This is a genomic window from Hyphomonas sp. L-53-1-40 (assembly GCF_000682775.1).
Classification (GTDB): Bacteria; Pseudomonadota; Alphaproteobacteria; order Caulobacterales; family Hyphomonadaceae; genus Hyphomonas.
The window spans coordinates 43,792-67,252 of record NZ_AWFI01000017.1; the positions used below are offsets into that span (position 1 = coordinate 43,792).

17 protein-coding genes and 2 pseudogenes are annotated in these 23,461 nt (G+C 55.6%); 16 read left to right on the forward strand and 3 right to left on the reverse strand.

Annotation, left to right across the window (positions count from 1 at the left end; genetic code table 11):
* Positions 1-13 precede the first annotated feature (13 nt).
* The 9 genes and pseudogenes from L53_RS12290 to L53_RS17780 form a co-directional block, all read left to right on the forward strand.
* Positions 14-1,393, forward strand: coding sequence for an aromatic ring-hydroxylating dioxygenase subunit alpha (locus L53_RS12290; protein WP_084333425.1), 1,380 nt, complete (start codon positions 14-16; stop codon positions 1,391-1,393).
* 114 nt (positions 1,394-1,507) lie between these two features.
* Positions 1,508-2,071, forward strand: coding sequence for an aromatic-ring-hydroxylating dioxygenase subunit beta (locus tag L53_RS12295; protein ID WP_051607913.1), 564 nt, complete (start codon positions 1,508-1,510; stop codon positions 2,069-2,071).
* Between the two features lie 8 nt (positions 2,072-2,079).
* Positions 2,080-2,406 (forward strand): bifunctional 3-phenylpropionate/cinnamic acid dioxygenase ferredoxin subunit, encoded by a 327-nt coding sequence (locus tag L53_RS12300; RefSeq protein ID WP_034738357.1) that lies wholly within the window; start codon positions 2,080-2,082, stop codon positions 2,404-2,406.
* The gene (locus L53_RS12305; protein ID WP_051607914.1) at positions 2,406-3,635 is read left to right on the forward strand and encodes an NAD(P)/FAD-dependent oxidoreductase; all 1,230 of its coding nucleotides are present in this window, start codon (positions 2,406-2,408) and stop codon (positions 3,633-3,635) included. Before L53_RS12300 ends, L53_RS12305 begins: the two co-directional genes overlap by 1 nt.
* A gap of 51 nt (positions 3,636-3,686) precedes the next feature.
* Positions 3,687-4,565, forward strand: a complete 879-nt coding sequence (gene bphC, locus L53_RS12310; RefSeq protein ID WP_034815878.1) for a biphenyl-2,3-diol 1,2-dioxygenase — start codon at positions 3,687-3,689, stop codon at positions 4,563-4,565.
* A gap of 66 nt (positions 4,566-4,631) precedes the next feature.
* The gene (locus tag L53_RS12315; RefSeq protein WP_034815882.1) at positions 4,632-5,486 is read left to right on the forward strand and encodes an alpha/beta fold hydrolase; all 855 of its coding nucleotides are present in this window, start codon (positions 4,632-4,634) and stop codon (positions 5,484-5,486) included.
* 103 nt (positions 5,487-5,589) lie between these two features.
* On the forward strand, positions 5,590-5,883 hold the full coding sequence (locus L53_RS12320) for a hypothetical protein (RefSeq protein ID WP_034815885.1): 294 nt from the start codon (positions 5,590-5,592) through the stop codon (positions 5,881-5,883).
* A 169-nt stretch (positions 5,884-6,052) separates the two neighbouring features.
* Positions 6,053-6,568, forward strand: a complete 516-nt coding sequence (locus L53_RS12325) for a hypothetical protein (protein ID WP_034815888.1) — start codon at positions 6,053-6,055, stop codon at positions 6,566-6,568.
* 274 nt (positions 6,569-6,842) lie between these two features.
* Positions 6,843-7,022 (forward strand): annotated as a pseudogene (locus L53_RS17780) (hypothetical protein); the annotation flags it as partial.
* A gap of 367 nt (positions 7,023-7,389) precedes the next feature.
* On the opposite strand, the gene L53_RS12330 reads toward L53_RS17780, so the two are convergent.
* On the reverse strand, positions 7,390-8,787 hold the full coding sequence (locus L53_RS12330; protein ID WP_034815890.1) for an amidohydrolase family protein: 1,398 nt from the start codon (positions 8,785-8,787) through the stop codon (positions 7,390-7,392).
* Positions 8,788-9,332: 545 nt separating this feature from the next.
* On the opposite strand from L53_RS12330, the gene L53_RS12335 reads away from it, so the two are divergent.
* The 4 genes from L53_RS12335 (at position 9,333) to L53_RS12350 (ending at position 15,896) form a co-directional block, all read left to right on the forward strand.
* Positions 9,333-12,425: a TonB-dependent receptor gene (locus L53_RS12335; protein WP_084333429.1), complete on the forward strand. Its 3,093-nt coding sequence runs from the start codon at positions 9,333-9,335 to the stop codon at positions 12,423-12,425.
* 100 nt (positions 12,426-12,525) lie between these two features.
* Positions 12,526-13,314, forward strand: a complete 789-nt coding sequence (locus tag L53_RS12340) for a SapC family protein (RefSeq protein WP_233347798.1) — start codon at positions 12,526-12,528, stop codon at positions 13,312-13,314.
* Between the two features lie 17 nt (positions 13,315-13,331).
* Entirely contained in the window at positions 13,332-14,369 is a 1,038-nt protein-coding gene (locus L53_RS12345) for a cupin-like domain-containing protein (protein ID WP_051607915.1), read from the forward strand.
* A 27-nt stretch (positions 14,370-14,396) separates the two neighbouring features.
* Positions 14,397-15,896 (forward strand): tryptophan halogenase family protein, encoded by a 1,500-nt coding sequence (locus L53_RS12350; RefSeq protein WP_034815895.1) that lies wholly within the window; start codon positions 14,397-14,399, stop codon positions 15,894-15,896.
* On the opposite strand, the gene L53_RS12355 is transcribed toward L53_RS12350, so the two are convergent.
* Positions 15,893-17,212 (reverse strand): FAD-dependent oxidoreductase, encoded by a 1,320-nt coding sequence (locus L53_RS12355; RefSeq protein WP_034815897.1) that lies wholly within the window; start codon positions 17,210-17,212, stop codon positions 15,893-15,895. The two genes, L53_RS12350 and L53_RS12355, sit on opposite strands and share 4 nt — an antisense overlap.
* A gap of 176 nt (positions 17,213-17,388) precedes the next feature.
* Between L53_RS12355 and L53_RS12360 the strand changes: the two genes are divergently transcribed.
* A complete protein-coding gene (locus L53_RS12360; RefSeq protein WP_034815899.1) occupies positions 17,389-19,104 on the forward strand; it encodes a sensor histidine kinase KdpD in 1,716 nt (571 codons plus the stop codon).
* 159 nt (positions 19,105-19,263) lie between these two features.
* On the opposite strand, the gene L53_RS12365 is transcribed toward L53_RS12360, so the two are convergent.
* Positions 19,264-20,295 carry a glycosyltransferase gene (locus tag L53_RS12365; RefSeq protein ID WP_051607916.1) on the reverse strand — a complete coding sequence of 344 codons (1,032 nt, stop codon included), beginning with the start codon at positions 20,293-20,295 and terminating at the stop codon, positions 19,264-19,266.
* Between the two features lie 105 nt (positions 20,296-20,400).
* Here L53_RS12365 and L53_RS12370 point away from each other — a divergent pair, with 105 nt between their 5' ends.
* Together L53_RS12370 and L53_RS12375 are read left to right on the forward strand one after the other, a co-directional pair.
* A complete protein-coding gene (locus L53_RS12370) occupies positions 20,401-22,191 on the forward strand; it encodes a hypothetical protein (RefSeq protein WP_034815901.1) in 1,791 nt (596 codons plus the stop codon).
* Positions 22,192-22,445: 254 nt separating this feature from the next.
* Positions 22,446-23,454: pseudogene (locus tag L53_RS12375) on the forward strand (rod shape-determining protein).
* Positions 23,455-23,461 lie beyond the last annotated feature (7 nt).

Genomic DNA, 23,461 nt, shown 5'->3' on the forward strand with positions numbered 1-23,461 from the left:
AAGGTTACAAAATATGACGACGGCTAAGACAAAGACGCGCCTGAACATCGGGACCGAACCAAAGGCGTTCGAGAAGAAAAATGTTTGGAATGTCGAGGAGATAACGGCTCTGCTTGACGAAGAGAATGGCACGCTTGATCCAAGAATTTATTCAGATCAGGATCTGTATGAGTTGGAACAGGAACGCGTTTTCGGACGATCATGGATTATGCTCGGGCACGAGACACATGTTCCCAAAGCCGGTGACTTTTTGACGGCCTATATGGGCGAGGATCCCGTCATTCTTGTGCGTCAAAAAGATAGAAGCTTGAAGGTTTTTCTAAACCAGTGCCCGCATAGGGGGATGAGAATCTGCCGAACCGATGGCGGCAACGCAAAATCGTTTACATGCAGCTATCATGGGTGGGCGTACGACATCGGCGGAAACTTGGTGAACGTACCATATGAGTCTGAGGCATTCTGTGAGGACTTCAACAAGGCCGAGTGGGGGCCGGGCCAGGCAAGGGTTGAGACCTACAAGGGCTTGATCTTCGCGAACTGGGATAAAAACGCGCCAAATCTGCGCGAGTATCTTGGTGACGCGACATTCTACATGGACCACATGCTCGATCGAACCGAGGCGGGTACTGAAGTTATCAGCGGCATGCAGAAATGGGTTATCCCATGCAACTGGAAGTTTGCCGCTGAGCAGTTTTGTAGTGACATGTATCATGCCGGAACCGTATCCCATCTGTCCGGTATCGAGGCGGGCCTGCCCGAAGGTATGGAGCTTTCGGATGCGAAGATTCCGACGGTGGGATACCAGTTCAGGGCGAAGTGGGGCGGGCACGGAACGGGTTTCTATGTCGGAGAGCCAGGTATGCTGGTGGCTATCATGGGGCCCAAGATTGCTAAATATTGGACGGAAGGTGAAGCGGCCGCCAGGGCGGAGAAGCGCTTGGGAAGCGCAGAGCGTGCGCGTCAATTGATGGTCCAGCACATGACTGTTTTCCCAACCTGCTCATTCCTTCCCGGTATAAACACCGTTCGAACCTGGCAGCCGAGAGGCCCGAACGAGACAGAGATATGGGCATTTACAGTTGTAGATGCTGATGCTCCTGACGAGATCAAGGAAGAGTACCGCCGTCAGACATTAAGAACATTTTCTGCCGGAGGCGTATTCGAGCAAGACGATGGTGAAAACTGGGTCGAAATCCAGGCTGTGTTGCGAGGGCATCAGGCTAGGAAGCGCCGGTTCAACATTCAAATGGGAAAAGGTCGTTCTGCTGCCGATAATCCGCATTACCCGGGCAGTATTGGGTATGTGTACAATGAAGAAGCCGCTCGCGGACTCTATCGTCAGTGGATCCGTATGATGACTGAACCTGATTGGGACACGCTCGGGCCAAAGTAGGGAGGTCTGTGAGCGGATCACCCGTTTCGTAGGCAGAGCGAAGTGCGCTCAACCGATAGTTCTATTAACCCTCGCGAATAACGGGCGCATAAATCGCGCAAATTGGAGATAATTATGCTGAAAGAAAAAGTGGGACCAGAGTCATCAGCGTCGCAGATAAGCACTGCCGCTCTGCTGCTGCAGCATGAAGTTGAGCAATTCTATTATAAGGAGTCTCTTCTGCTTGATCGGCACGAGTTCAACGATTGGTTTGACCTTCTGGACAAGGACATCAGGTACTTTATGCCGTTGAGAACGAACCGCACGAGGCGCGATCAAAAGCTCGAATACTCTAAGGATGGTGAGTACGCGCATTTTGATGATGATCTAGTAATGATGCGTGGGCGGCAGCGCAAATTAATGTCGGATGTCGGATGGTCGGAAAGTCCGGCCTCGCGAACGCGCCACATCATAGCGAACGTCATCATTAACGATGCAAGTGATGATCAAGAAATTCATGTGACGTCGTCATTTATTCTTTATCGAAATCGTCTGGAACGACAGGTCGATATTTTTGCAGGAGAGCGAATGGATGTACTGCGCCGCAGTGACAATAAGCTCGGCTTCATGATCGCCAAGAGAACCATACACATCGATCAAAGTACGATCCTGTCTAATAATCTCAGCATCTTTTTCTAGGTATCGTAATGGCTTTTAAGAAAGTTTGTAGCCTAGACGAAGTTCCTGAAGGTGACGCGTTGCGGGTGGAGTTGTTCGATGAACCGATCGCGCTATTCAACTTAGACGGAGAGATACTCGCGACTCAGGACCGCTGCACACATGGCGACTGGTCGTTAGCGGATGGCTTTCTCGAAAATGGCGTCATTGAGTGTACGCTTCACTGGGGAAAATTCTGTGTGCGGACGGGAAAAGTGAAGGCTCCGCCCGCTTGCGCGGCCTTAACTGTTTATCCCGTGAAGGTGGAGGGCAACGACGTCTACGTGGATTTCGAATCTGGTAAGGTCAACGATTGATGCAGAATTTCGCGATCATAGGTGCGGGTCTGGCTGGGGCGACAGCGTGTCGGTCGCTCAGAGACCAGGGGTTTGAGGGAAAGATTTTCCTCTTTGGCGACGAGCCGTATGAGCCATATGATCGACCGTCCTTGTCAAAGTCTGCTTTAGCGACCAAATCTGCCCCCCCTTTGCTAATGGGCTGTAATTGGAGCGAAGAATACAGGGTCGAGAAATGCCTGGGAGTTCGCGTTGAAGCAATAGACTTGCCCTCGATGCGGATTGAGGTGAGATCTGGCTCGGACCTCAAGTTTGACAAGCTCCTTTTTGCCACTGGATCTCGGGCGCGGTCTCTGCGTCTTGATGCGCATAGCGAAACGCTGGGACTTTACTCACTACGGACGCTTGACGATTGCGTCGCACTACAGGGAGCAATCTCCCCTGGGGCGCAAGTCATTATCATCGGGGGAGGCCTCATTGGATGTGAGCTTGCCACTACAATTCAGAAGATGGGTGCAAAGGCGATTATCCTTGAGACTGCCAATGAGCTCTTGTTGCGTGTTCTGGGCAAGACAATAGGCTCGTGGTGTCGAGAGGAATTGGAGGCCATAGGGGTTGAAGTCCACACGGGCGTCTCAATTACTCATGTAGATCTGGACCCCTCGTTCCGGGAAGTACGATGCGGCGACGGAAGAAGATTTTCTGGTGATCTGGCCATCGTCAGCGTTGGTGCGGAGCCTGTCACCGATTTGGCAGAGCATGCTGGATTGGCGTGCGCGAGGGGCATCATTGTGAATTCAGTTGGTATGGCTTCAAGCGACACGGTGTACGCAGCGGGCGATGTCGCAAGTTGGCCTCTCAGGAGCGGAGGGCGCCGCAGTCTGGAGACTTATCTGAATTCTCAAAACCAGGCGGCTGTGGCTGCGGGAGCAATGCTCGGAAAGGGTGAGCCAGCGCCGCAAGTTCCGATTTCTTGGACGGAGATAGCGGGGCATCGGATACAGATGATGGGCGAAGTCACTGGTCCCGGCGATGTCGTCACTAGGGTTGATCCCGGAGGGACCGGAATGACGGTGTGTCGATTGAATGGTGGGGAGCTTCAATCTGTTGTTTCAATAGACCAGACGGCAGATTTTTCTTTCGCATCAAAAATCATTGAGCGGAGGATGCAGGTAGATGCGAAATCAATTCGTGATCCACTCATTCGTATGAAAGACGTTTTCAAATTGGCGGCAAAGACGATCGCGTGAAGTATAATAAGTACGGATACATACTAAAATCAAAAAGACAGGGAGAAGACAATGAGCGTTAAGAAGTTGGGATATCTGGGTTTTTCTGCATCAAACATTGATGCGTGGCGGGATTACGCAACCGGAACGTTAGGGCTAATGGATGCTGGGACGAGAGATGACACTCTCTTTCTGAGAATGGATTCTCGAAATTGGCGGGTTGCAGTCCATCCAGGTGCGGCAGATGATCTTTTGTATGCGGGGTTCGAAGCTTCGAATCGGGCCGAGATGCTTGAGATCGCCGAAAGACTAAAGGAAATGGGTATCTCCGTCGAGCAGGCCGATTCCAAGCTGTTGGCGCAACGGGGAGTGATTGATTTGGTATCCTGCCTTGATCCGTCAGGGATCAAGATTGAGGTGTATTATGGTGCCAGCGAACTCTACGAAGAGCCGTTTATTTCGCCTACGGGTGTATCTGGATTTCTAACTCAGGATCAGGGACTTGGGCACTATGTCTTGAGTGTTGAAGATATTGAACGTTCTTTGGATTTCTACATCCGTGGACTGGGAATGGAGCTATCCGACATCATCGACTGGCAGGTCAATCCGGACGTGAAGCTTCAGGTGAACTTTCTCCATTGCAACAGGCGCCATCATAGCCTGGCATTAATCCAAGCGCCCGCCTCCAAGAAGTTACACCACTTTATGCTGGAAGTAAGCTCGTTCGATGATGTCGGGCGCGCATATGATCGCGTGTCAGAGAAGAATGAGATCGTGATGACGCTCGGTCGGCACACAAATGACCACATGTATTCGTTCTACGGCGTCACGCCTTCCGGCTTTGCTGTCGAGTATGGATGGGGCGCTCGACCCATCGAGTCAGATTGGTCTGTCGTCCGATATGACAGCATCAGCATGTGGGGACATAAGTTTATGGGCACAGGGGCTTGAGCGGCGCGTCCGCAAAACTGATCCAGATTCGTCCGACCCCCGACGCTGCATTTAGGAGATTCTAGCATGGCCATTCAGAGCGTATCTGAAGATACCAACCCAGAGATCGCATGTACCATTGAAGTTCACGGTGTAAAGACGAACTATCATGATCTCGGCTCTGGGAAACCGCTCTTTCTGATTCACGGATCCGGGCCGGGGGTTTCAGCTTGGGCAAACTGGCGATTGGCAATGCCAAATTTTAGTGAGGTGGCCAGAGTAATTGCTCCTGATATGCTCGGCTTCGGATATTCGGAACGTCCGGGCAAAGACTACTATAATATGGAAAGCTGGCTCGATCAGGTTGTTGGGTTGATGGATGCTCTTGATATTGAACGGACCGATCTCGTAGGCAATTCCTTCGGGGGTGCGATTTCTCTTGCGATGGCTATTCGACACCCGGATAGAGTTCGGCGCATTGTTCTGATGGGAAGCGCGGGTTTGGCGTTGGGGCTGAGTGAGGGACTTGACCAGGTTTGGGGGTATTCTCCATCCATTGAAAATATGCGCCGTTTGCTGGATATCTTTGCATATGATCGAAGTTTGGTAACGGATGAGCTTGCTGAACTACGGTACAAAGCAAGCATTCGTCCGGGCTTTCAAGAGTCATTCTCAGCGATGTTTCCTGCGCCTCGGGGGAGATGGCTGGAGCACTTGGCAAGTGATGAGCGCGATATCCAGGAAATTCCTCATGAGGTTCTGGTTATTCATGGGCGTGAAGACGTGGTTGTGCCGCTGGAAAATGGCCTGCGGCTGTCGCAGTTGATCAAGAGGTCTCAGTTGCATGTCTTTGGAGAGTGCGGGCATTGGGCGCAAATTGAACATGCTGCGAGATTTGAAAAACTCGTCATGAATTTCATTCAGGAGACGGAAGAAAAATAGGTGCGGTGCGTCGTTAATGCGAAACGAATGTATCTAAATTTCGTATGCTGCAAATGACTTAATAATTAAGTTCGAGCAAGGATTAAAAAAAGGGAGTGGTAAAATGTTGAAAAAGTTTGCTTTGATTGCCTCTGGTTTTGCGGCCCTGTATTGTGCGAGCGCGCAAGCGGAGGGCCGAGATGATTTGCAGCGCGTCTGCGTAGCGGTTTCTGTTGCAGACGGTTTGAGCGAGGAGGAGAGTCAGGATTTTTGTGAGTGCTTAGCAACAGGCGCTGAGGAACAAGGACAAGAGTCGATTGACGAGCTTGTTGAGTCGGCAGAAATACCGGACCGGCAAGCGCGCATCGATGGGCTGTCCGAAACGTCTCAGAACATCGTGGCGGTATGTGCTTCCTAAGCAGGTTCCAGTACAAGAGTCTTCGCCTTGGCTAGCTCTGCTTCTGAACAAGCTGTCCGAAGCATGAGTTATTACGCATTCGATTGGTCTTGCCGCTGTGAGGTCGACTCTCTTCGGGGAAATGTAGGCTATTGTTCTTGTGCAGAAAACTTCAATCGGGTCCGGGCGAGTGACTGTTGTCGCGGCATTGGCGAGAAATGCGGTAGGCGATGGCAAAGCTGACGTGTCTGCGATGATGCTCTCAAATGCCGCCGTCGATATTCTTTTGGACCTTTATACTGCGCAAACAAGGATGCTTGAGAAAAGTTTCCGCAATGACGTAGCAATCTTGGCCGTATGCACTTTGCTTGCCAATCTGATCGACGGATTCGTTACCGCTGAACTTCGCAAGCCATCCTTGTCTCTCGTCCAGAAAGGCTGGCATCTTCGGAGGGGCGAATTGTTACGCGCGCGTCCGAACGTCGAATCCCGCAAGGTCAGCACGGCTGCTGATCGATTGACAAATGATTTTCGCAAAAGTCTCGAAGCATCCGCAGGCGCGAATGGATTAGCCAGAGAGTTAGCGGCTATCTGCCTGGCAGTCATTATCGAATATCATGAGCGGGACGAACCGGGCTCGTGCTTCGCTGAAGCCGAGGGAGCGCTCAGCCAACTCATCCGCGCATTCAGTAAAGGTGTTGCTTGACGAAATCAGTATACGGATAAAGAAGGGGCTGGAGCAACCTCTATTGTTTGAATTCAATCGATAGAAAAGAGACGTTGATAAAGCTCAACCATTGACGGGATCTGAAGAAAGTGATCCGGCAAGTGCTTTAGCTATCTTACAATGGTGACGCGCTTACCGATCAAATCTTGGGCTCTTGTACGTATCTAAACAAATCAAAATGGATTTCTCGTGGCCCAGTACCTCGGCAGATGGCGTGCACATGAATTCCTTTAATGGATAGCTCCGGGATGAATGCATGAACGCCAACGGGTTCGTTTCCTTGACCGTAGCAATACAGCTACTTGAGACGTCGAGAATGGACTACAGTGAGAGGAGACCTCATACGGCTCACAATGGGCAATCTCCTGCCGAGTTTGCCCGCAACGTCGGCCTGTGCCATTATGGCAAGGTCAAAATCGCTGCTGGATTTTAACACCAAGGCCGGATTACCAGAGCCAAGCACTTCATCGCTGCTGTATTTTAGCACCACGACTGGGCCACCAGAGCCAGGCATTTCAGAAACCGCCAACTCTAACTTTACGGGTGGACCAGTCCGATTGGGCAAGCGAGGAAGACATGACGACAAGCGCCTAGTTCCGATGCCAGAGTGATGACATTTGCGGTTTACACTTGGTGCCAACGAGCCTTGTTTTTAATACGGAAAACCTGATGCGGTTTACAGAGAACTCCATGTAAAATAAGAAAAAGTGCGTCGTTTACACCGAGAGGGTCAGCGGTTCGAGCCCGTTACCGCCCACCATTTTCTCCGAATTTCCAGATTGTGTCGTCTCGGGCCTCCCTCAGAGGACCGGCCATTCCGACGGGACGCTGCGGCCTTCGCGTGAGACCAGCGCCATGCCAGCGGCCTGGACCTCGGCGAGCAAGCGGTCTTCATCGATCAGCGTGGAGCGGTAGTTCTCGACCACGCGCCGCCCATCAACCCAGACACTGTGAACGCCCCGGCCATCGGCGGAGTAGACAAGCTGGTTGACCGGGTTGAAGAGGGGCACCCATTCCGGCCGGTTGCGATCATGCAGCACGAAGTCGGCCTTCTTGCCCGGTTCCAGCGACCCGATCTGGTCAGCCATCTGCGCGCCTTTTGCGCCATTGATCGTGGCCGCTTCCAGTACGCTATAGGCCGAGAACAGGTTTGCATCGCGGCGTGCATCCTTGAACAGGCCTGCCATGGCGAACATGGCGCGCATGATATCGCTCGTATTGCCATTATTGTTGCCGTCCGTGCCCAGCTGGATGTTCACGCCTGCGGCGGCCATTTCCGGGAACAGGCCGGCAGAGCTGGCGCCATACCCGCCCTTCATGGCGGTCATCGGACAATGCGTGACATGGGTGTCGCTTGAGGCGAGCAGGTCAACTTCGGCCTGGTCGAGGTGCACCGCATGGGTCAGGGACAAATGCGGGCCCAGCGCGCCAATATCTGCGAGATGGGCGATGGCGCGTTTGCCGGAGGTCGCGATATAATAGTCGGGGTCTGCCGGGTCCGCGCTCATATGGGCGCTCACACCCAAACCTTTCGCGCGGGCAAGATCCGACGCGCCACGCCATAATTCGTCCGTTGCCGTGTTGTGGCCCACGAGAAGCGGCCAGGCCGAAATCAGCGCATCCTCCGTCTGCGGGTAGGCGTTGGACTGGTCGTCCATGCGCGACAGCGCCGAGTCGGTCAGCGCCGTCTGATCGTCATCGGGTGCAAAGGCGCGGTCCTGCAGCCATTGACCAATTCGTCCGCGGATGCCGGTTTGTGCAAGGCCATCCGCCACGGCTTCAAGGTTCAGGATCGTGCCGGCCTCGATGAAGGTCGTGGTGCCGGTGCGGAGCATTTCCAGTGCCGCAAACTGAGCGGACAGGCGCTCGTCCGCCGGGGTCTGGGTCATGTACATCGGGATCAGCCATCCGAAGACGTTTTCAGCCCAGTCGGTATTGTCTGGCACGATGCCCCGGGTCAGTGGTTCGCCCGTGATGTGGACATGGCAATTGACGAATCCAGGCGTGATAACGAAGCCATTGCCGTTCAGTGTCTCGCGCGCGCTTACCGACGTGGCTATTTCGCTGTCCTGACCGACGCTGTGAATGCGGTTTCCGGCGATGGCGATTGCGCCATTTCGGTATACTCGCCGTGCCGCATCCATGGTGACGATCCACGCATTTCGGATGAGCAAGTCAACGGGGGCAGGGTGGGTCATACGTGTCTCGATCCATCTGAAGTTCTCGGCACTGGAAGATGGTGCCGAATGGGGCGTGCAACTTGATCCCAAAGGCTCGATTGAATGTGGCGCCACCGGGCGCGAGGCGTCTTGATCGAGCCCGCACAATATATTTTTGGGGATGGAGCGCGTCGACGAGAGGGCCCTGCTCGGTGGGTTTGCGATTCCTCCTTCCCGCAGGGTTATGGGTTCGAGAGTGTGGCCTTTTTGCCAACCTTGTCATAAATCCGGAAAAATCGATCTTTGAAAAATTTTCTACCGCAATTGCTCAGTCCCGTACCGGATTGCGAAAGTCCCAATAGCTACGGGGAGAAAATTGTTGCAAGAGCGGTGAAATCGGTTTCATCCAACTCAAACTGAGCGCCACCAATCCAAACTTTTCGTCATGAAACACTTGATAGCGCAAACATTTGGTGATGCATTGAGGGTCGGGTAGGTAGATTGCAGGGGCAGTCCGCCTGACCGAGACAAGCATTGAAGACCGGCACCACCGTCGTGAGTGGCCTGTCTCAGGGAGGATTGTAATGACTGTTTCCACGGACAAGGTCCGTGCGGATTCCGCACGGAAAGTAAAATGGGGAACGCTGCTGTGCAGTGCGTCCGCGGTGTCGCTGCTGTCAGCCCTGCCATTGGCAGCGCAGGCGCAAGACGCGAATGAAGAGACACTGACGCAGGAAACTGTGGTCGTACAGGGCATCCGCGGATCGCTCGAGCGCGCCATGGACATCAAGCGCAGCTCCAATGGTGTTGTCGACGCCATTTCGGCCGAAGACATCGGCAAGTTCCCGGACACAAACCTCGCGGAATCGCTTCAGCGCATCACGGGTGTGTCCATCAACCGGGTCAACGGCGAAGGCTCCGAAATCACCGTTCGTGGCTTTGGCCCAGGGTTCAACTTGGTCACGCTGAATGGCCGGACCATGCCAACCGCCAAAATTCGCGCTATCGGTGCCCGCGGCAATTACGGCGCTGGTGGTGACCGTGCATTCGACTTCGCAAACCTCGCCTCGGAAGGCGTCAACGGACTGGAAGTCTACAAGACTGGCCAATCCGTGCTGCCATCAGGTGGCCTCGGCGCGACCGTCAACATCAAGACACGGACGCCTTTTGACGATCCAGGTCTGAATGCGACATTCTCGGCCAAGGCGATCAACGATACGAGCGTTGAAGCTGGTGATGACTTCACACCTGAATTGTCAGGTCTTGTCAGCTGGACCGATCCTTCCGACCGTTTCGGCATCGGTATTTTCGGATCTTATTCGAAGCGGGATTCCGGCGCGCCATCGCAGCAGATCAATGACTGGATCGTCCGTGAATCCACTGACGGCACGATTGATGGCAGCTATGTTCGCGGCGATGGCTCGACGCAAATCACGAACCCGCCAGCTGCTGGCCAACTCTACGCCATCGCGCAGGACAGCCGCTACGACTTCTCGGATATTTCCCGAGAGCGTCTCAACGGCCAGCTGGTGCTCCAGTTCCGTCCGATTGATAACCTCACCCTGACCGGCGACTATACTTACGCCCAGAATGAGGCCGACGAACTGCGCTATGAGCAGACCAACTGGTTTGCGACGCCGTTGGACCAGATCATTTTCGATAATGATGGCCCGGTCGCTACGGCTGTGTTCATGCAGGAGAACAATAACGGCTCAAAGGACATCGGCTTTGAGCAAACCAATCGCGCGACGAAGGACGAGATGAATTCGATCGGCTTCAACGCTGATTGGGAATTCTCCGAACGCGGAACCATTATCTTCGATGCGCACAGCTCGAAGTCGGAATCCGGCGGTAACAATCCACTCGGCCACGTTGCGACATTCGTTTCAATGGGCGCGCCGGTTATTCTCCAACACTCGGTGGATTATCGTAGCGGCTCTCCGATCCAGTCCTACACGATTGACGATTCCGTTCGCGGAAATGGCAATGGCGTGCTGGATGCAGGTGATCTCGGCACCCAGGTGCAACGGTCGAACTCTGCCAATATGGAGCATCAGGTTGACGAGTTTGATCTGCGCTTCGTCTGGGACTTCGACGATCGTACGAGTCTGACGGTTGGCAGTAATTACCGCGACACTCAGATGGATCGTACAACACGGACAACCCAGCAGGACCTTGGTTCATGGGGTATCTCCAATCCCGGCGACGTTGAACAATTCGCTCCAGGTGCGATGCAGCAGTATTGTCTCTCATGTCTGTTCGACGACGTAGCTGTGGGGCAGGCAGACGTCGCGTTCCGCACTGACGCGGCTCAGCTCTTCCCGATTTTGGAAGCGGCTTATGCTGGCAACGCGGTCAACGTCTCTGAAACCGACGACACTGTGCAGGAAGAAATTCTGTCTTTCTATGCTCAGTTCAATATCGAGCGCGACTTCATGGGGCTTCCGACGCGCACCAATATCGGTGTTCGTTATGAGGACACCAACGTCAATTCGACAACGGTTCAGTCGATCCCGTCGGGCCTCTTGTGGCAGTCAGACAACGATTTCCTCATCGTCCAGTCTGGTGCCCAGCAAGATCTATCGGGCAAGGGCGCTTATGAGGAAGTGCTTCCGAACGTCGACTTTCAGGTTGATCTGACCGAAAATGTTGTTGCACGTGCATCGTTCAGCAAAACAATTGGCCGGGCCGCATATAGTAACCTTTTCTCGTCCACGACCACGGATGCGCCAAATCGCCCAACGGCCTTTGGCGGTTCACTAACGGGTGAATCTCAGAACCCGGGCTTGCTACCTCTCAAATCGACCAATTTCGATGCCTCGGTTGAGTGGTACTACGATGATTCAAGCTATGTATCGCTCGGATACTTCGACAAGAAGGTGAAAAACTTCATTGGTAACGGTGTGGTCGAGCGCAATTTGTTCGGCTTGCGGGATCCCGCATCAGGAGTGTCTGGTTCGCGGTCTGGAGATGCTCTGGCTATTATCAATACGCTGGGTGTCGATCAATCTGAAGCCAACCTCTTTACACTGACAGCCCTGATCGACGCGAATGGCGGGGATACTGCGGCGGCGCGTGCCGAGTTCGAATCCCAGCTTGTCGGCGGTGTCCTGCCGCAAAGCTATGTGGACCAGATTCTCGGACAATATGATGTCGCAACCAATGCCAGCGACCCGCTGGCACTATTTGGTGTCGAACAGCCGATCAATAACCGCGAAGGCAACATTGACGGGCTCGAATTTGCCTGGCAGCACTTCTTCGGGGAGACCGGATTTGGTTTCCAGGCCAACTATACATTGGTCAATGGCGACGTTGAGCTCAATCCGGCCGGAGACATCAACGAGAACCAGTTCGCACTGCTCGGTCTATCCGACACGGCGAACGTAACGGCGATCTATGAAAAGTACGGTTTCTCCGCGCGTCTGGCCTATAACTGGCGCGATACCTTCCTTCTCAACACGAACGAAGGCGGAGACCGAAGCGGTATCTATACCGAGGAATACAGCCAGATCGACCTGAATGTCAGCTATGACATTAACGACCAGATTGCCGTGTCCTTCGAGGGCATCAATCTGGCCGGTGAAGACCAGCGGCTTTACCACCGCGTGCCGGAGCAGGTGTACTATGTCTACGAGCTGGCACCACGCTACCAGGTTGGCGTCCGCTACAAGTTCTAGTCGGAGACGACTGGAACGAGACTTGGAACATTCAGGAAAGGCCGCTGCTTGCAGCGGCCTTTTTTGCCCCCGCTTGTAAGCATGGGAGGATTGTTTCATCATGACGGAAACGCGCTCGCACGACACAACGAGCGTAAGCAGCACCGAAAGGCGCCTCATGGCCAAGATGGCACTTCTGAACAATATCGATCATCCGGATCTCAAGGTGATCACCCGCTTTGGCGCGGCCTATGGCGACAGCGTCAATCAGGCAGCGGTCTATCCGACAGAGTTTTCCGAGCTTCAGCGCGAATACCCGATCTTCTTCCGAAAGGACGAGGAGGGGGCTTTTTACTGCGTGATCCTGCTCGGTCTCGACAAAAGCGAAAACCTCTTCCTTGATGGTGCGCGCTGGCAGGCCCGTTATGTGCCCGCGATCCATCAGCGCGGCCCGTTCATGATCGGTTTCCAGAACCAGGAAGTCGATGGCGAGGTCCGCCGAGAACCGATGATCCATGTGGACCTTGAAAATCCGCGCGTCAGCAAGACGGAGGGCGAGCCGCTTTTTCTCGCGCATGGCGGCAATGCACCATACTTGCAGCATATCAGCCAGGTCTTGCGCGTGATTACGGTCGGCGCGGATATGACCGCGCCCATGTTTGCAGCTTTCGAGCAGGCCGGCTTGATCGAGCCTGTATCACTGGACGTCAAACTTGATGACCATACCGAATACAAGGTGCCTGACCTCTTTACACTGAACGAAGAAAAGCTGGCCGCCCTGGAAGGGGAGGCGCTGCAACAGCTCCATCGTGGCGGATTTCTGCGCGCAGCCTATCTTGTGCTGGCCTCGTTGGGCAATGTGAACCGGCTGATCAATATGAAGAACGCAAAACGGGCAGCTGGCGGCTGACCCTCTGGGAGGAAACCGTGTCCGCATTGGACATACAGCGCAAAACGAAGGAACTGGACGGCATCTCGCCGGACGCCATACCTTACGATCAATTGATGCGAGACCAAGAGCCCGTCATCTTGAAAGGAGTGGCGAGTAAGTGGCCTCTGGTCCAGAAGGGCTTGCAGTCACTGGACGCAGCCATGGACCATATCGCCTCGTTTTATGGCGGGCGTCCGGTCGTGGAATATCGCAGTGCGCCAGGAGAAGGCGGGCGGTATTTTTATACTGAGGCGGTAGACGGCTTCAATTTCGAACGCGACCGTGTTCCGCTGCCGGACTTCTTTGATCGGGTGCGCGAAACGGCAAGATCGCCTGACGGGCGCTCTTTCTATATCGGTTCGACCGATCTTGACAATTTCTTTCCGGGCATGCGCGTTGAGAACGGCCTGGTGCTGAACGATCCAATGTTTGATGCGCACAAGCCACTGGTCAGCATCTGGATGGGCAACCATACGATTGCTTCAGCCCATTACGACATGTCGAACAATCTGGCCTGCTGTATGGTCGGCAAGCGACGCTTCACATTGTTCCCGCCTGAGCAGGTGGCCAATCTCTATCCCGGCCCTCTGGAGCCCACGCCCGGCGGACAGGTCGTGAGCATGGTAGACTTCCGTGATCCAGACCTTGCGCGCTACCCGCGCTTTGCCGAGGCCATGGCCGCTGGGGAGGTGGCTGAGCTGGAGCCGGGCGATGTACTGTTCTATCCAGCACTCTGGTGGCACAATGTTGAGGGTATCGGCGATTTCACGGCCATGATAAATTATTGGTGGAACACGTCGCCAGCCTTCATGGATACGCCCCAAAACACTTTGCTGCACGCCATACTGAGCTTGCGGGATCGTCCGGAGCCGGAGAAGCAGGCCTGGAAGGCCTTGTTCGACTATTATATTTTCGGACCCTCCGAGCAGCCGGCTGCGCACTTGCCCGAAGCGGCTCAGGGCAATCTCGGGCCGCTCGATGAGGTGAAGGCGCGGCGGCTCCGTGCACTCTTGCTGAACAAGTTCAATCGCTGAAGACTATAAAAAGAACCGGGGATCACATTGGAAACGCAGAATATCAGGAGAGTAGTCATTGCTGGCGGCGGCACAGCTGGCTGGATCGCTGCGGCCTCGCTCTCACGCCTGCTTGGCCCCTTGCTGGACATAACGCTGGTGGAATCCGATGCCATCGGCACAGTCGGAGTCGGCGAAGCAACCATCCCGACGCACCGTACGTTCCACCATCTGATGGGAATCGACGAGCGCGACTTCATGCGCGCAACCAAGGCCACGTTCAAACTCGGCATTGCGTTCGAGGAGTGGGGCGGGCTTGGTGATCGCTACATTCACTCCTTCGGCCAGGTCGGCAAGTCGAACTGGATGGGCGAATTCTACAATATCTGGATGTACGCGCAGGAGCGTGGCATTGGCGCTGAACTCGACGCTTACTGTTTCGAATTACAGGCTGCAGAGGCGGGACGGTTCTTCACGTCCGACAAGGCCAACATAAACTATGCCTATCATCTCGACGCCAGTCTCTACGCGAAATTCCTGCGGACCTTCAGCGAGGCCAAGGGCGTCAAGCGTGTTGAGGGCCTGATCGAAGAAGTCGAGCAGGATGGCGAGAGCGGTTTCATCACGGCGCTCAAACTGCAATCCGGCGAACGTATCGAGGGCGACCTTTTCATCGACTGTACCGGGTTCCGGGGTATGCTGATCGAGCAGACCCTCAAGACGGGTTATGAAGACTGGACTCATTGGCTGCCGACCGACAGTGCGCTGGCAGTGCAGACGCGCTCGGTCGGCCCCGCTCAGCCCTATACTCGCGCCATCGCGCATCATGCAGGCTGGCGCTGGCGTATCCCGCTACAGCACCGGGTCGGCAACGGCCTTGTCTTCTGCAGCGAGAATATGCAGCCGGACGAGGCAAAGGAATATCTGCTTGGCCATGTCGATGGGGAGCCACTGACCGAACCTCGCCTGATCCGTTACAAGACCGGTCGTCGCAAGAAGGTGTGGAACAAGAACTGCGTGGCGCTTGGCCTGTCGAGCGGCTTCGTTGAGCCACTGGAATCCACCAGCATTCATCTCATCCAGGTCGGGGCGACCCGTCTGGTCCAGCAGTTCCCGTTTGCCGGGATAAGTGAGGCGATTGCGAACCACTATAATGAACAGGCCGAACGCGAGCTTGAGAAAATCCGCGATTTCATCGTGTTGCACTACAAGCTGACTGAGCGCGACGACTCGGACTTCTGGCGCGCACGCCGCGACATGCCGGTCCCTGACTCGCTGGCACAACGTATTTCCCTGTTCCGTGAGAATGGCCTTGCTTATCAGGCGACGGATGATTTGTTCCGCGTGGATTCCTGGCTGCAGGTTATGCTGGGTCAGCGGCTGAAGCCCAAGGGCTATCACCATATGGGCCATCTGATGACAGACGACCAATTGACGACGGCCTTGGGTGGCCTGGCAGCCAATATCAAAAGGGCGGTCTCCCAGATGCCGAGTCATCAGGATTTCATTGATCAATATTGTGCGGTGCCGGAGTCCGAGACTGTCTAGACCGTCTCGGCCACTTTTGCTGTTTCCGGTGAGTCCTGCGGAGCAGGGGCGTGCACGAGCTGGTTGAGCATGTCCTTCACCATGTCTTGCGCCTGTTCCACAACGCTGCAGACCAGTTCATGTGAAAAGCTGGCCCCACCAAACCAGGTACGTTGATGGCCTTGTACGCGTTTCAGCGCACCGAACAGGCCGTCGCGCACCGCCTCTACCTTGTATTGCGGGAAGTATTGCCAGACCTTCTGCTGGATCACGCTTTCGATGGTAAAGCCGTGCTTTTCCGCATCGGCCAGCAGGATCTCACGAAGTTCCGGCGCGGTCAGGCCGGTCGAAAACTGGCCCGTCACGTAGAGACGGCCGCCCAATTCCTCGCTTTCGCCTTCGCGGCGACCGCCCAGGATTGCTCCTTTCCGCGTACTGTCCATGCTGGCCTCTGAATAGCCGATGATCATGTGACCTTCGAACCAGTCCGGCGAGGTCAGCAGCGTAGTGGTATAGTTTTGCCATTCAATGCCGTTGCAGATGAACATCTCGTCGCGCGTTGCGGCGCAGAACTTGACGAAATTCTGCATCGGCACGGTGGAGACCACAGCGTCGAATTCTTCGCTCTTGCCAGCCGTCGTGATCACGGGCTTTGGTCCGGACCGGTCGAGATGGGTCACCGGGCTCGATAGCCGCACGTCGAGATCCTGAGCGAACCGGTTCCAGAACTCGCTCCAGCCCTGATCAGGCATGTGCATGTCGTTGAGGACGCCTGACAAGAGATAGTTCAGATCGCACCACTGGACGGTCTGGCCAATCGTGGCTTCGTCGGTGAATCCATAACCCTGCGTTGTCTGAATTCGGTGAGACGCAAGGTCGATTTTCGGCAGGTTGAGTCGCTTCACCCATTCCGCTGTCGTCATGGCGGCTTCCGCGCGCACGTCCGGATCGTCTGGTCGGTCTCGGATATCGCGCCGCAGCCGTCCGGCAGCCCAGATAAACTTCAGGGCCTGCAATACCATGGGCGGACCGTCACCAGTCCTGACATAGTCTACGACCTTCAGGCCATCATACCGCGCCTCACCCAGACGGCTCAGCGTGATCCCGTGCTGGCGCATCCAATTCTTTACAAGCTTGTGAGAGCGGGTGGTGTAACACGTGCCCATCTCATTCATGGCGTCGCCACGGACAACGGAAAAAGACTTGCCCCCCAGACGGTCTTCGGCCTCGAACAAGACCGCCTTGTGTCCGGCCTGCTTGATGAAGCGTGCCGTGCTCAGTCCCGCAGGCCCGGCACCGATGACGGCAATTTTGAAAGGCGATTTGGGGCGGGACACCGGAACTATACTCTCCTCAATCGGAATGCACGCTACAGAACCCGGGACAGGATATGCAACCGTTTAAGAGTATCTATCTTTGGTTAACACCCGCGTTAACGACAAGTTTCCACAGTCTACCAATCCCTTCGGGCCTGTAGAGCGGATTGTTCACCTTGCCTGTGTATAGCGGTGTCATGGCGAAACAGGAAAAATCATTTCTGTCTTATGTAACCGGGAACACGATTCCCCGGGCGACGGCGGTTGACCGATTGGTCCTGCTGCAGCAGCACATGGATTTTTCCAGTCACAAGCTGGTCATGGCGACGATCATGCTGGTCAATACTATCGGGGCGAGCTTCCTTGTTCACCGCTGGGTGCCTGAAACAAATATTGAAGCCTGGATTGCGATCAATCTCTGCCTGGCTACTCTGCTCGTCATTGATTTCCTTTTGAAGCGGGGGCGCCCGGCGCCCAAAACGGTCAGCGGCAAGTACCTTCGCCGTTCGGAATTCCTTGCCATCCTGTTTGGCCTTGCATGGGGATCCCTGCCTTTCTTCGTCGGAGCAGATGAAAACGCCGCAATGATCATGGGTGGTCTCATGATCACCCCCATGGCGGCTGGCATGGCCAGTATGTTGACGCGCGTGCCCCGCATTGTCCTGCGTTATGCACTGTCAGCCTTTTTCGCGAGTGCGGCCTACAGCGCCTATGCGCAATCCGTTACGGGCGCCACAATCTGTTTGATGATGGTGTCCTTCATGTTCGCGCTCTATCTGGGCGCACGCTCCAGTTACATGGTCTACAAGTCAGACATCGACGCGACCCAGAAGGCCGAAGAATCCCGAGATCTGTTGATTGGTGCGCTCGAAGCCAGCCACCAGGCCTTTGCAATCTTCAACGAAGATGGGGATGTCGTCGTAGAGAACCAGCTGCACCAACAAGTGTTTGGAACAAGCGAAGATACGCTGGAGCCGATCGACAAGCCGATCCGCCGTGATGGGGTCTTTTGGCAAAAATCCGTCGAATGCATCAGCGGTGTCGGGACTGTGGTCGTCTACACAGACGTGACCCGCATGGAAGAAGCCCGGTCTGAGATCGAGCATGCTCGTAACGATGCTGAAGCGGCCAATGAAGCCAAGACACGTTTCCTCGGCTCAATGAGCGCCGAACTCAAAGTGCCGCTTGATGTCATTTCGGCCTGCGCCGGGGTCATCGGTTCATCGTCAAATATTCCGTGCAGCGAAGAAGAAGTCAGCACCTATGCCGACAAGATTGCCGAACAGGCGATGATCCTGTCTTCGACTCTGGACGGCATCATCAATTTCACGCGGATGGAACGCGAAGACTATCTGGCGCAATCAGCAGAAGTGCCAGTGTCTGAAGTGATTCAGAACGTTGTGCGCAAGCTGACCGAAGGGGAATTCTCGCGCTTTGCAGATCGTCTCAAGGTCAGCGTGCCGAGCAATCTGGCTGCGGACATGGATGAAAGCAGCTTCGAAATCATCATTCGCAACATTATCAAGAACGCGCTGGAATCCGGCTCGTCGGCGCCGATCGTGGTCAAGGCGGGCATGGTGTCGGGCGTCGGGCTCGTGGTCATGGTCCGTGACCGGGGCAGGGGTATGAGTTCAGACGTGCTTGAGAAGGCATTCGAACCCTTCTTCCATTCTCGTCCGGCGCACCAGAAATATGACCACTCAACCGGTGTCGGTCTGGGCCTCAGCGTCGCGCGTCGTCTGGCCGATGCTCAGGGTCTGCGCATCAAGCTGCGCTCCGAACTCGGCCGTGGAACAACGGCGTTTGTCACCATTCCAGAGACGCTTGTGCGTCGCTCGGCCCCTCAGGACAGCGCCACCGCAACGGAAATTTCGGTCATCGATCCTGCAGAGTTGCAGAAAAAGACCGGCTAGAGCGCGCCGTCCTTCCTAGCAACCTGACATTCAAAACCAGTATTCCAGAACACTTTGCCTTAGTGGGCGAACTCACTATGCGATCGCGTTAAACACAGGAGGATCGCGCACTGCAAAGGCTGCAGTGCGGGGTATGCCCCTTCAAAAAGGAAGATCGTTCTAGGCGCTCGTCTTGCGAATTTGAGGAGCGGATATTGCCTGATCCGCTTCACGACGGTCTGAAACAGATCCGCTGCCACGGAAGTGCTTTTCGCCACGTGCAGGCGCAATCGACACATAGTGGATACGTTTTTGTTCGACGCGGGCCCGTGACAGGGAATCCAGGATCACGCCTGCGGTGAAAGACATCATCGCACCGAGCAACAGGGTCATGGCCAGCATCCAGGTCGGCATGCGGCTGACCAGACCTGTTTCGAAATATTCCGCCAGCACAGGCACGCTCAGGATCGCGGCGAGACCAAACAGGCCTGCGGACACTGAGCTGAAAAACATGAATGGCCGTGTTTCCTTTACCAACATGCCCATCATGCGCAGGATGCGAAATCCGTCACGAAATGTGGACAGCTTGCTTTCGGAGCCTTCAACGCGGCGGCCATAATCGAATTCGATCTCGGACACGGGCAGACGCAGGGTCGAGGCGTGGACCGACATTTCGGTTTCGATCTCAAAACCTGGTGACGAGGCGGGAAAGCTCTTGGCGAAGCGACGTGTAAAGGCGCGATACCCGGAGAAAATATCGGTAAAGTCGCTGCCGAACAGGGTGCGATAGATCATGTTGAACAGGCGGTTGCCGAAAGCATGGCCATTGCGACCTGCATCTTCGGTAACGTTTCGACGCGTGCCCACCACCATGTCTGCCCGGTCGGCCAGCAGCGTATCGATCATGCGCGGCGCGGCGGTCGGATCATACGTCCCGTCGCCATCGGCCATCACATAAACATCGGCCTCAATGTCCGCGAACATCTGGCGAACGACATTGCCTTTGCCCTGCCGGCGCGAGGGTACGACGGTGGCGCCTGCAAAGGCGGCCTGGGCTGACGTGTCGTCGCTGGAATTGTTGTCATAGACGTAGATGCGGGCGGCTGGCAGGGCCTTGCGAAACCCGATGACCACGGACGCGATTGATTTGCCTTCATTGTAACAAGGCAACAGGACGGCGATATTCAATCGGGCAACATCTTCTTCAGTCATCGGTTTTCAGCGCCTCCCTCTTTAGGGTTTCCTACACCCCCACTGGTTAAGTTTGCCTTTCGGGAGTGGAAGGCTTGATTGCCTGCAGAGTGGGAAAGGGAGGTCGTGCAAACTCGGTTCGATGCCAAAATCGCTGTGTTGTTTGTGGTCGTGCCGGTCTGGCTGGTCGCATCTGCCGCCCTCCAGGGAACGCTTGGATCGATCGGGCCTGATGGCGACGACGTGATGCGGCTGGTCCAGATCAAGGATCTGCTGAACGGCCAGGACTGGTTCGATCTCCATCAATACCGGATGGGTCCAGACGGCGGCACGGCGATGCATTGGTCGCGACTGGTCGATCTTCCCATCCTCGCGCTTTTCAGCCTGTTTGACCTGTTCCTGCCCTCCGAAACGGCGCTTGTCTCGGCTTATTCGGCGTGGCCACCTCTCAGTGTACTCATCGTGCTCGGCGGTCTCTATGTGGGCGCGCGCCAAGTCGTCGGCCGAGCAGGGGCCTTGGCCTGTCTCGTGCTCAGTATTTTTGTCTATTCCGCTCATTATCGTTTCCGACCGGGAGCAATTGATCATCACAATCTCCAATTGGCGCTTATGGCGGTGGCGATGGGGCTTGCGCTTGATCCACAGCGTCGGGCCAGCAGAGCGGTCGGCGCAGGTCTCGCTCTGGCAGCGTCCGTTGCCATTGGCGGCGAAGTCTATGTATTCGCAGCCGCGATATGCGCATTCATGGCCCTGGATTGGGCCGTGTCCGGCGCAGCAGCCATGCGCAGCGCAGCCGGGTTTGGGGCGGGTCTTGCCGCCGGATTGGAAATTGCCTTCTTCGCGACGGTCGCGCCGTCTCAATACACTGTCGTGGCGTGCGACGCGCTTTCTGCGGTCAGCTTGTTGGCTGGCATGGCGGGTGGATTTGGTCTGGCCGCCGCCGCATTGCTCATGTCAGGTCGCATATGGTGGCTGCGGCTGGGTACGCTGGCGCTGGTGGGGGCCGCCTGTGCGTGGGCACTGGTTCTGGTTGGCCCGGAATGCTTGTCCAACCCGCTGGATGAGTTGTCTCCGGATGTGAAAACCCTTTGGCTCGACCGTGTGGATGAGGCGCGCCCGATCTTCGCAGAACGATCAGACCTTGTCGCGAAGCTTGGATTTTGCCTTGGCATCACGGTTCTCGCGCTGGGGCTCTGCCTTTACGGCCTGTATCGCCGCCAGCGGATGCGCGCGAATTTCCTGTTTGTGGCGCTGCTCGTCTCGGCAGTGGCGATGACCCTCTACCAGACGCGCTTCTACGTGTTCGGCCACCTTTTCGCGGTCATTCCGTTGGGCTTGTGGATCGCCGATGTCTACCGCATCGGCAAGGCGCGCAGCACGTCCAGTGTTGCCTATATTGGTGCGTTGGCCCTGAGCGTACCCTTCCTGTGGGCATTGCCGGGCCTCCTGGTGTCGCCTGCGGCCGAGACAAACAAGACCGGCGACAAGGCCGACTGCCTCCAGGACAGTCTGTTTGCCACATTGGAGACCCTTCCGGACGGCCGGATCCTTGCGCCGGCTGATTTTGGTCCCACGATTCTCAATCGCACCTACCACAGTGTCCTGCAGGGCAATTATCATCGCAATCAGGACGGCATCAGTCAGGCGATCGAGCTGTTGCTGTCCCATGCTGGGGAGACGCGCGTAAAGCTTTCCCACAGCAAGATCGACTATATCGTGACCTGCCCGGCTGATGCCGAGACGAAACTGATGACCACGCATGATCCGGACGGATTTGCGGCACGTCTCAAGCGTCAGGAGGAGATCCCCGATTTCCTCGAAAATATCCCGCTCGAAACGGGTGCGAAAACGCCCGCGCGCCTCTATCGGGTGCTAGGAGACGGAGCCCTCGACCAGAAAGATGAAGATCTTTCCTAAAGCATGTTTGGCCTTTGTTAACGATTGCCGTACGATGCGTTCCGTTAACGTTCCGAGCGGTTGCCAGTGATCGAAAAAAATCCCTTTTAAAACAGCGTGAATATTCATCATGAACGCTGCGTACCGCTTATCTGTGGAGCGACTCTTGCATTAAAGCGGCGTTAACGGCAGATGGTGTATGGGGCTGTGTAAAGAATTGCACATGCGCGCCGGGCAAAACCGTTCGGCCGCTCAAGAAAGAGCTCGGGTACGACATGATTGGTAGCCTCCTCGGCATGTTGTCTACGGACATGGCCATTGACCTTGGGACAGCGAACACGCTGGTCTATGTGAAGGGGCAGGGCGTCAAGCTCGATGAACCCTCTGTCGTTGCGTACATGACGCAAGGCGGTCGCAAGATCGTCTATGCGGTCGGCGAGCAAGCCAAGAACATGCTCGGCAAGACTCCGGTAAACATGGAAGCCATTCGCCCGATGCGAGATGGCGTGATTGCTGATTTCGAAGTCGCCGAGGAAATGATCAAACACTTCATCCGGAAGGTTCATAACCGCCGGGCGTTTGTGTCTCCCCTCATCATCATCTGCGTGCCAAGCTCCGCCACCAGCGTTGAGCGCCGCGCCATTCACCAGTCGGCTCTCGCTGCTGGTGCCCGCGAAGTGCAGCTGATCGAAGAACCAATGGCCGCCGCAATCGTCCATGGTCGTGGATATTGGCGGCGGTACGTCTGAAGTGGCGGTCCTGTCGCTGGGCGGCATCGTGTATTCGCGCTCAGTCCGCGTTGGCGGCGACAAGATGGATCAGGCCATCGTCAATTACCTGCGCCGCGAGCAGAAGATCCTGATCGGCGAAATGTCCGCTGAACGGATCAAGAAGGAAATCGGCACGGCCCAGCCGCCGGAGAATGGTACCGGCATGGCCCTGACCGTTCGGGGGCGCGGCACGCTGGATGGCGTTCCGAAGGAGACCGAGATCACCGAAGCGATGATCGCCGAAGCGCTGCGTGAGCCCGTGACGGACATCATCGATGCTGTTAAGATTGCACTCGAAGCCATGCCGCCGGAACTGGCTGCGGATATTGTGGATCGCGGTATCGTTCTGACAGGTGGCGGCGCCCTGTTGCGCAATCTCGACACGGTCATCCGTGAGCAGGCTCAATTGCCGGTCATGATCGCCGACGATCCGCTGAAATGTGTTGTGAATGGCTGCGGGCACGTGCTCGAGAATTTCACGAAGATGCGTACGGTGCTTTCACCCGAAGTCTGATTGAGAT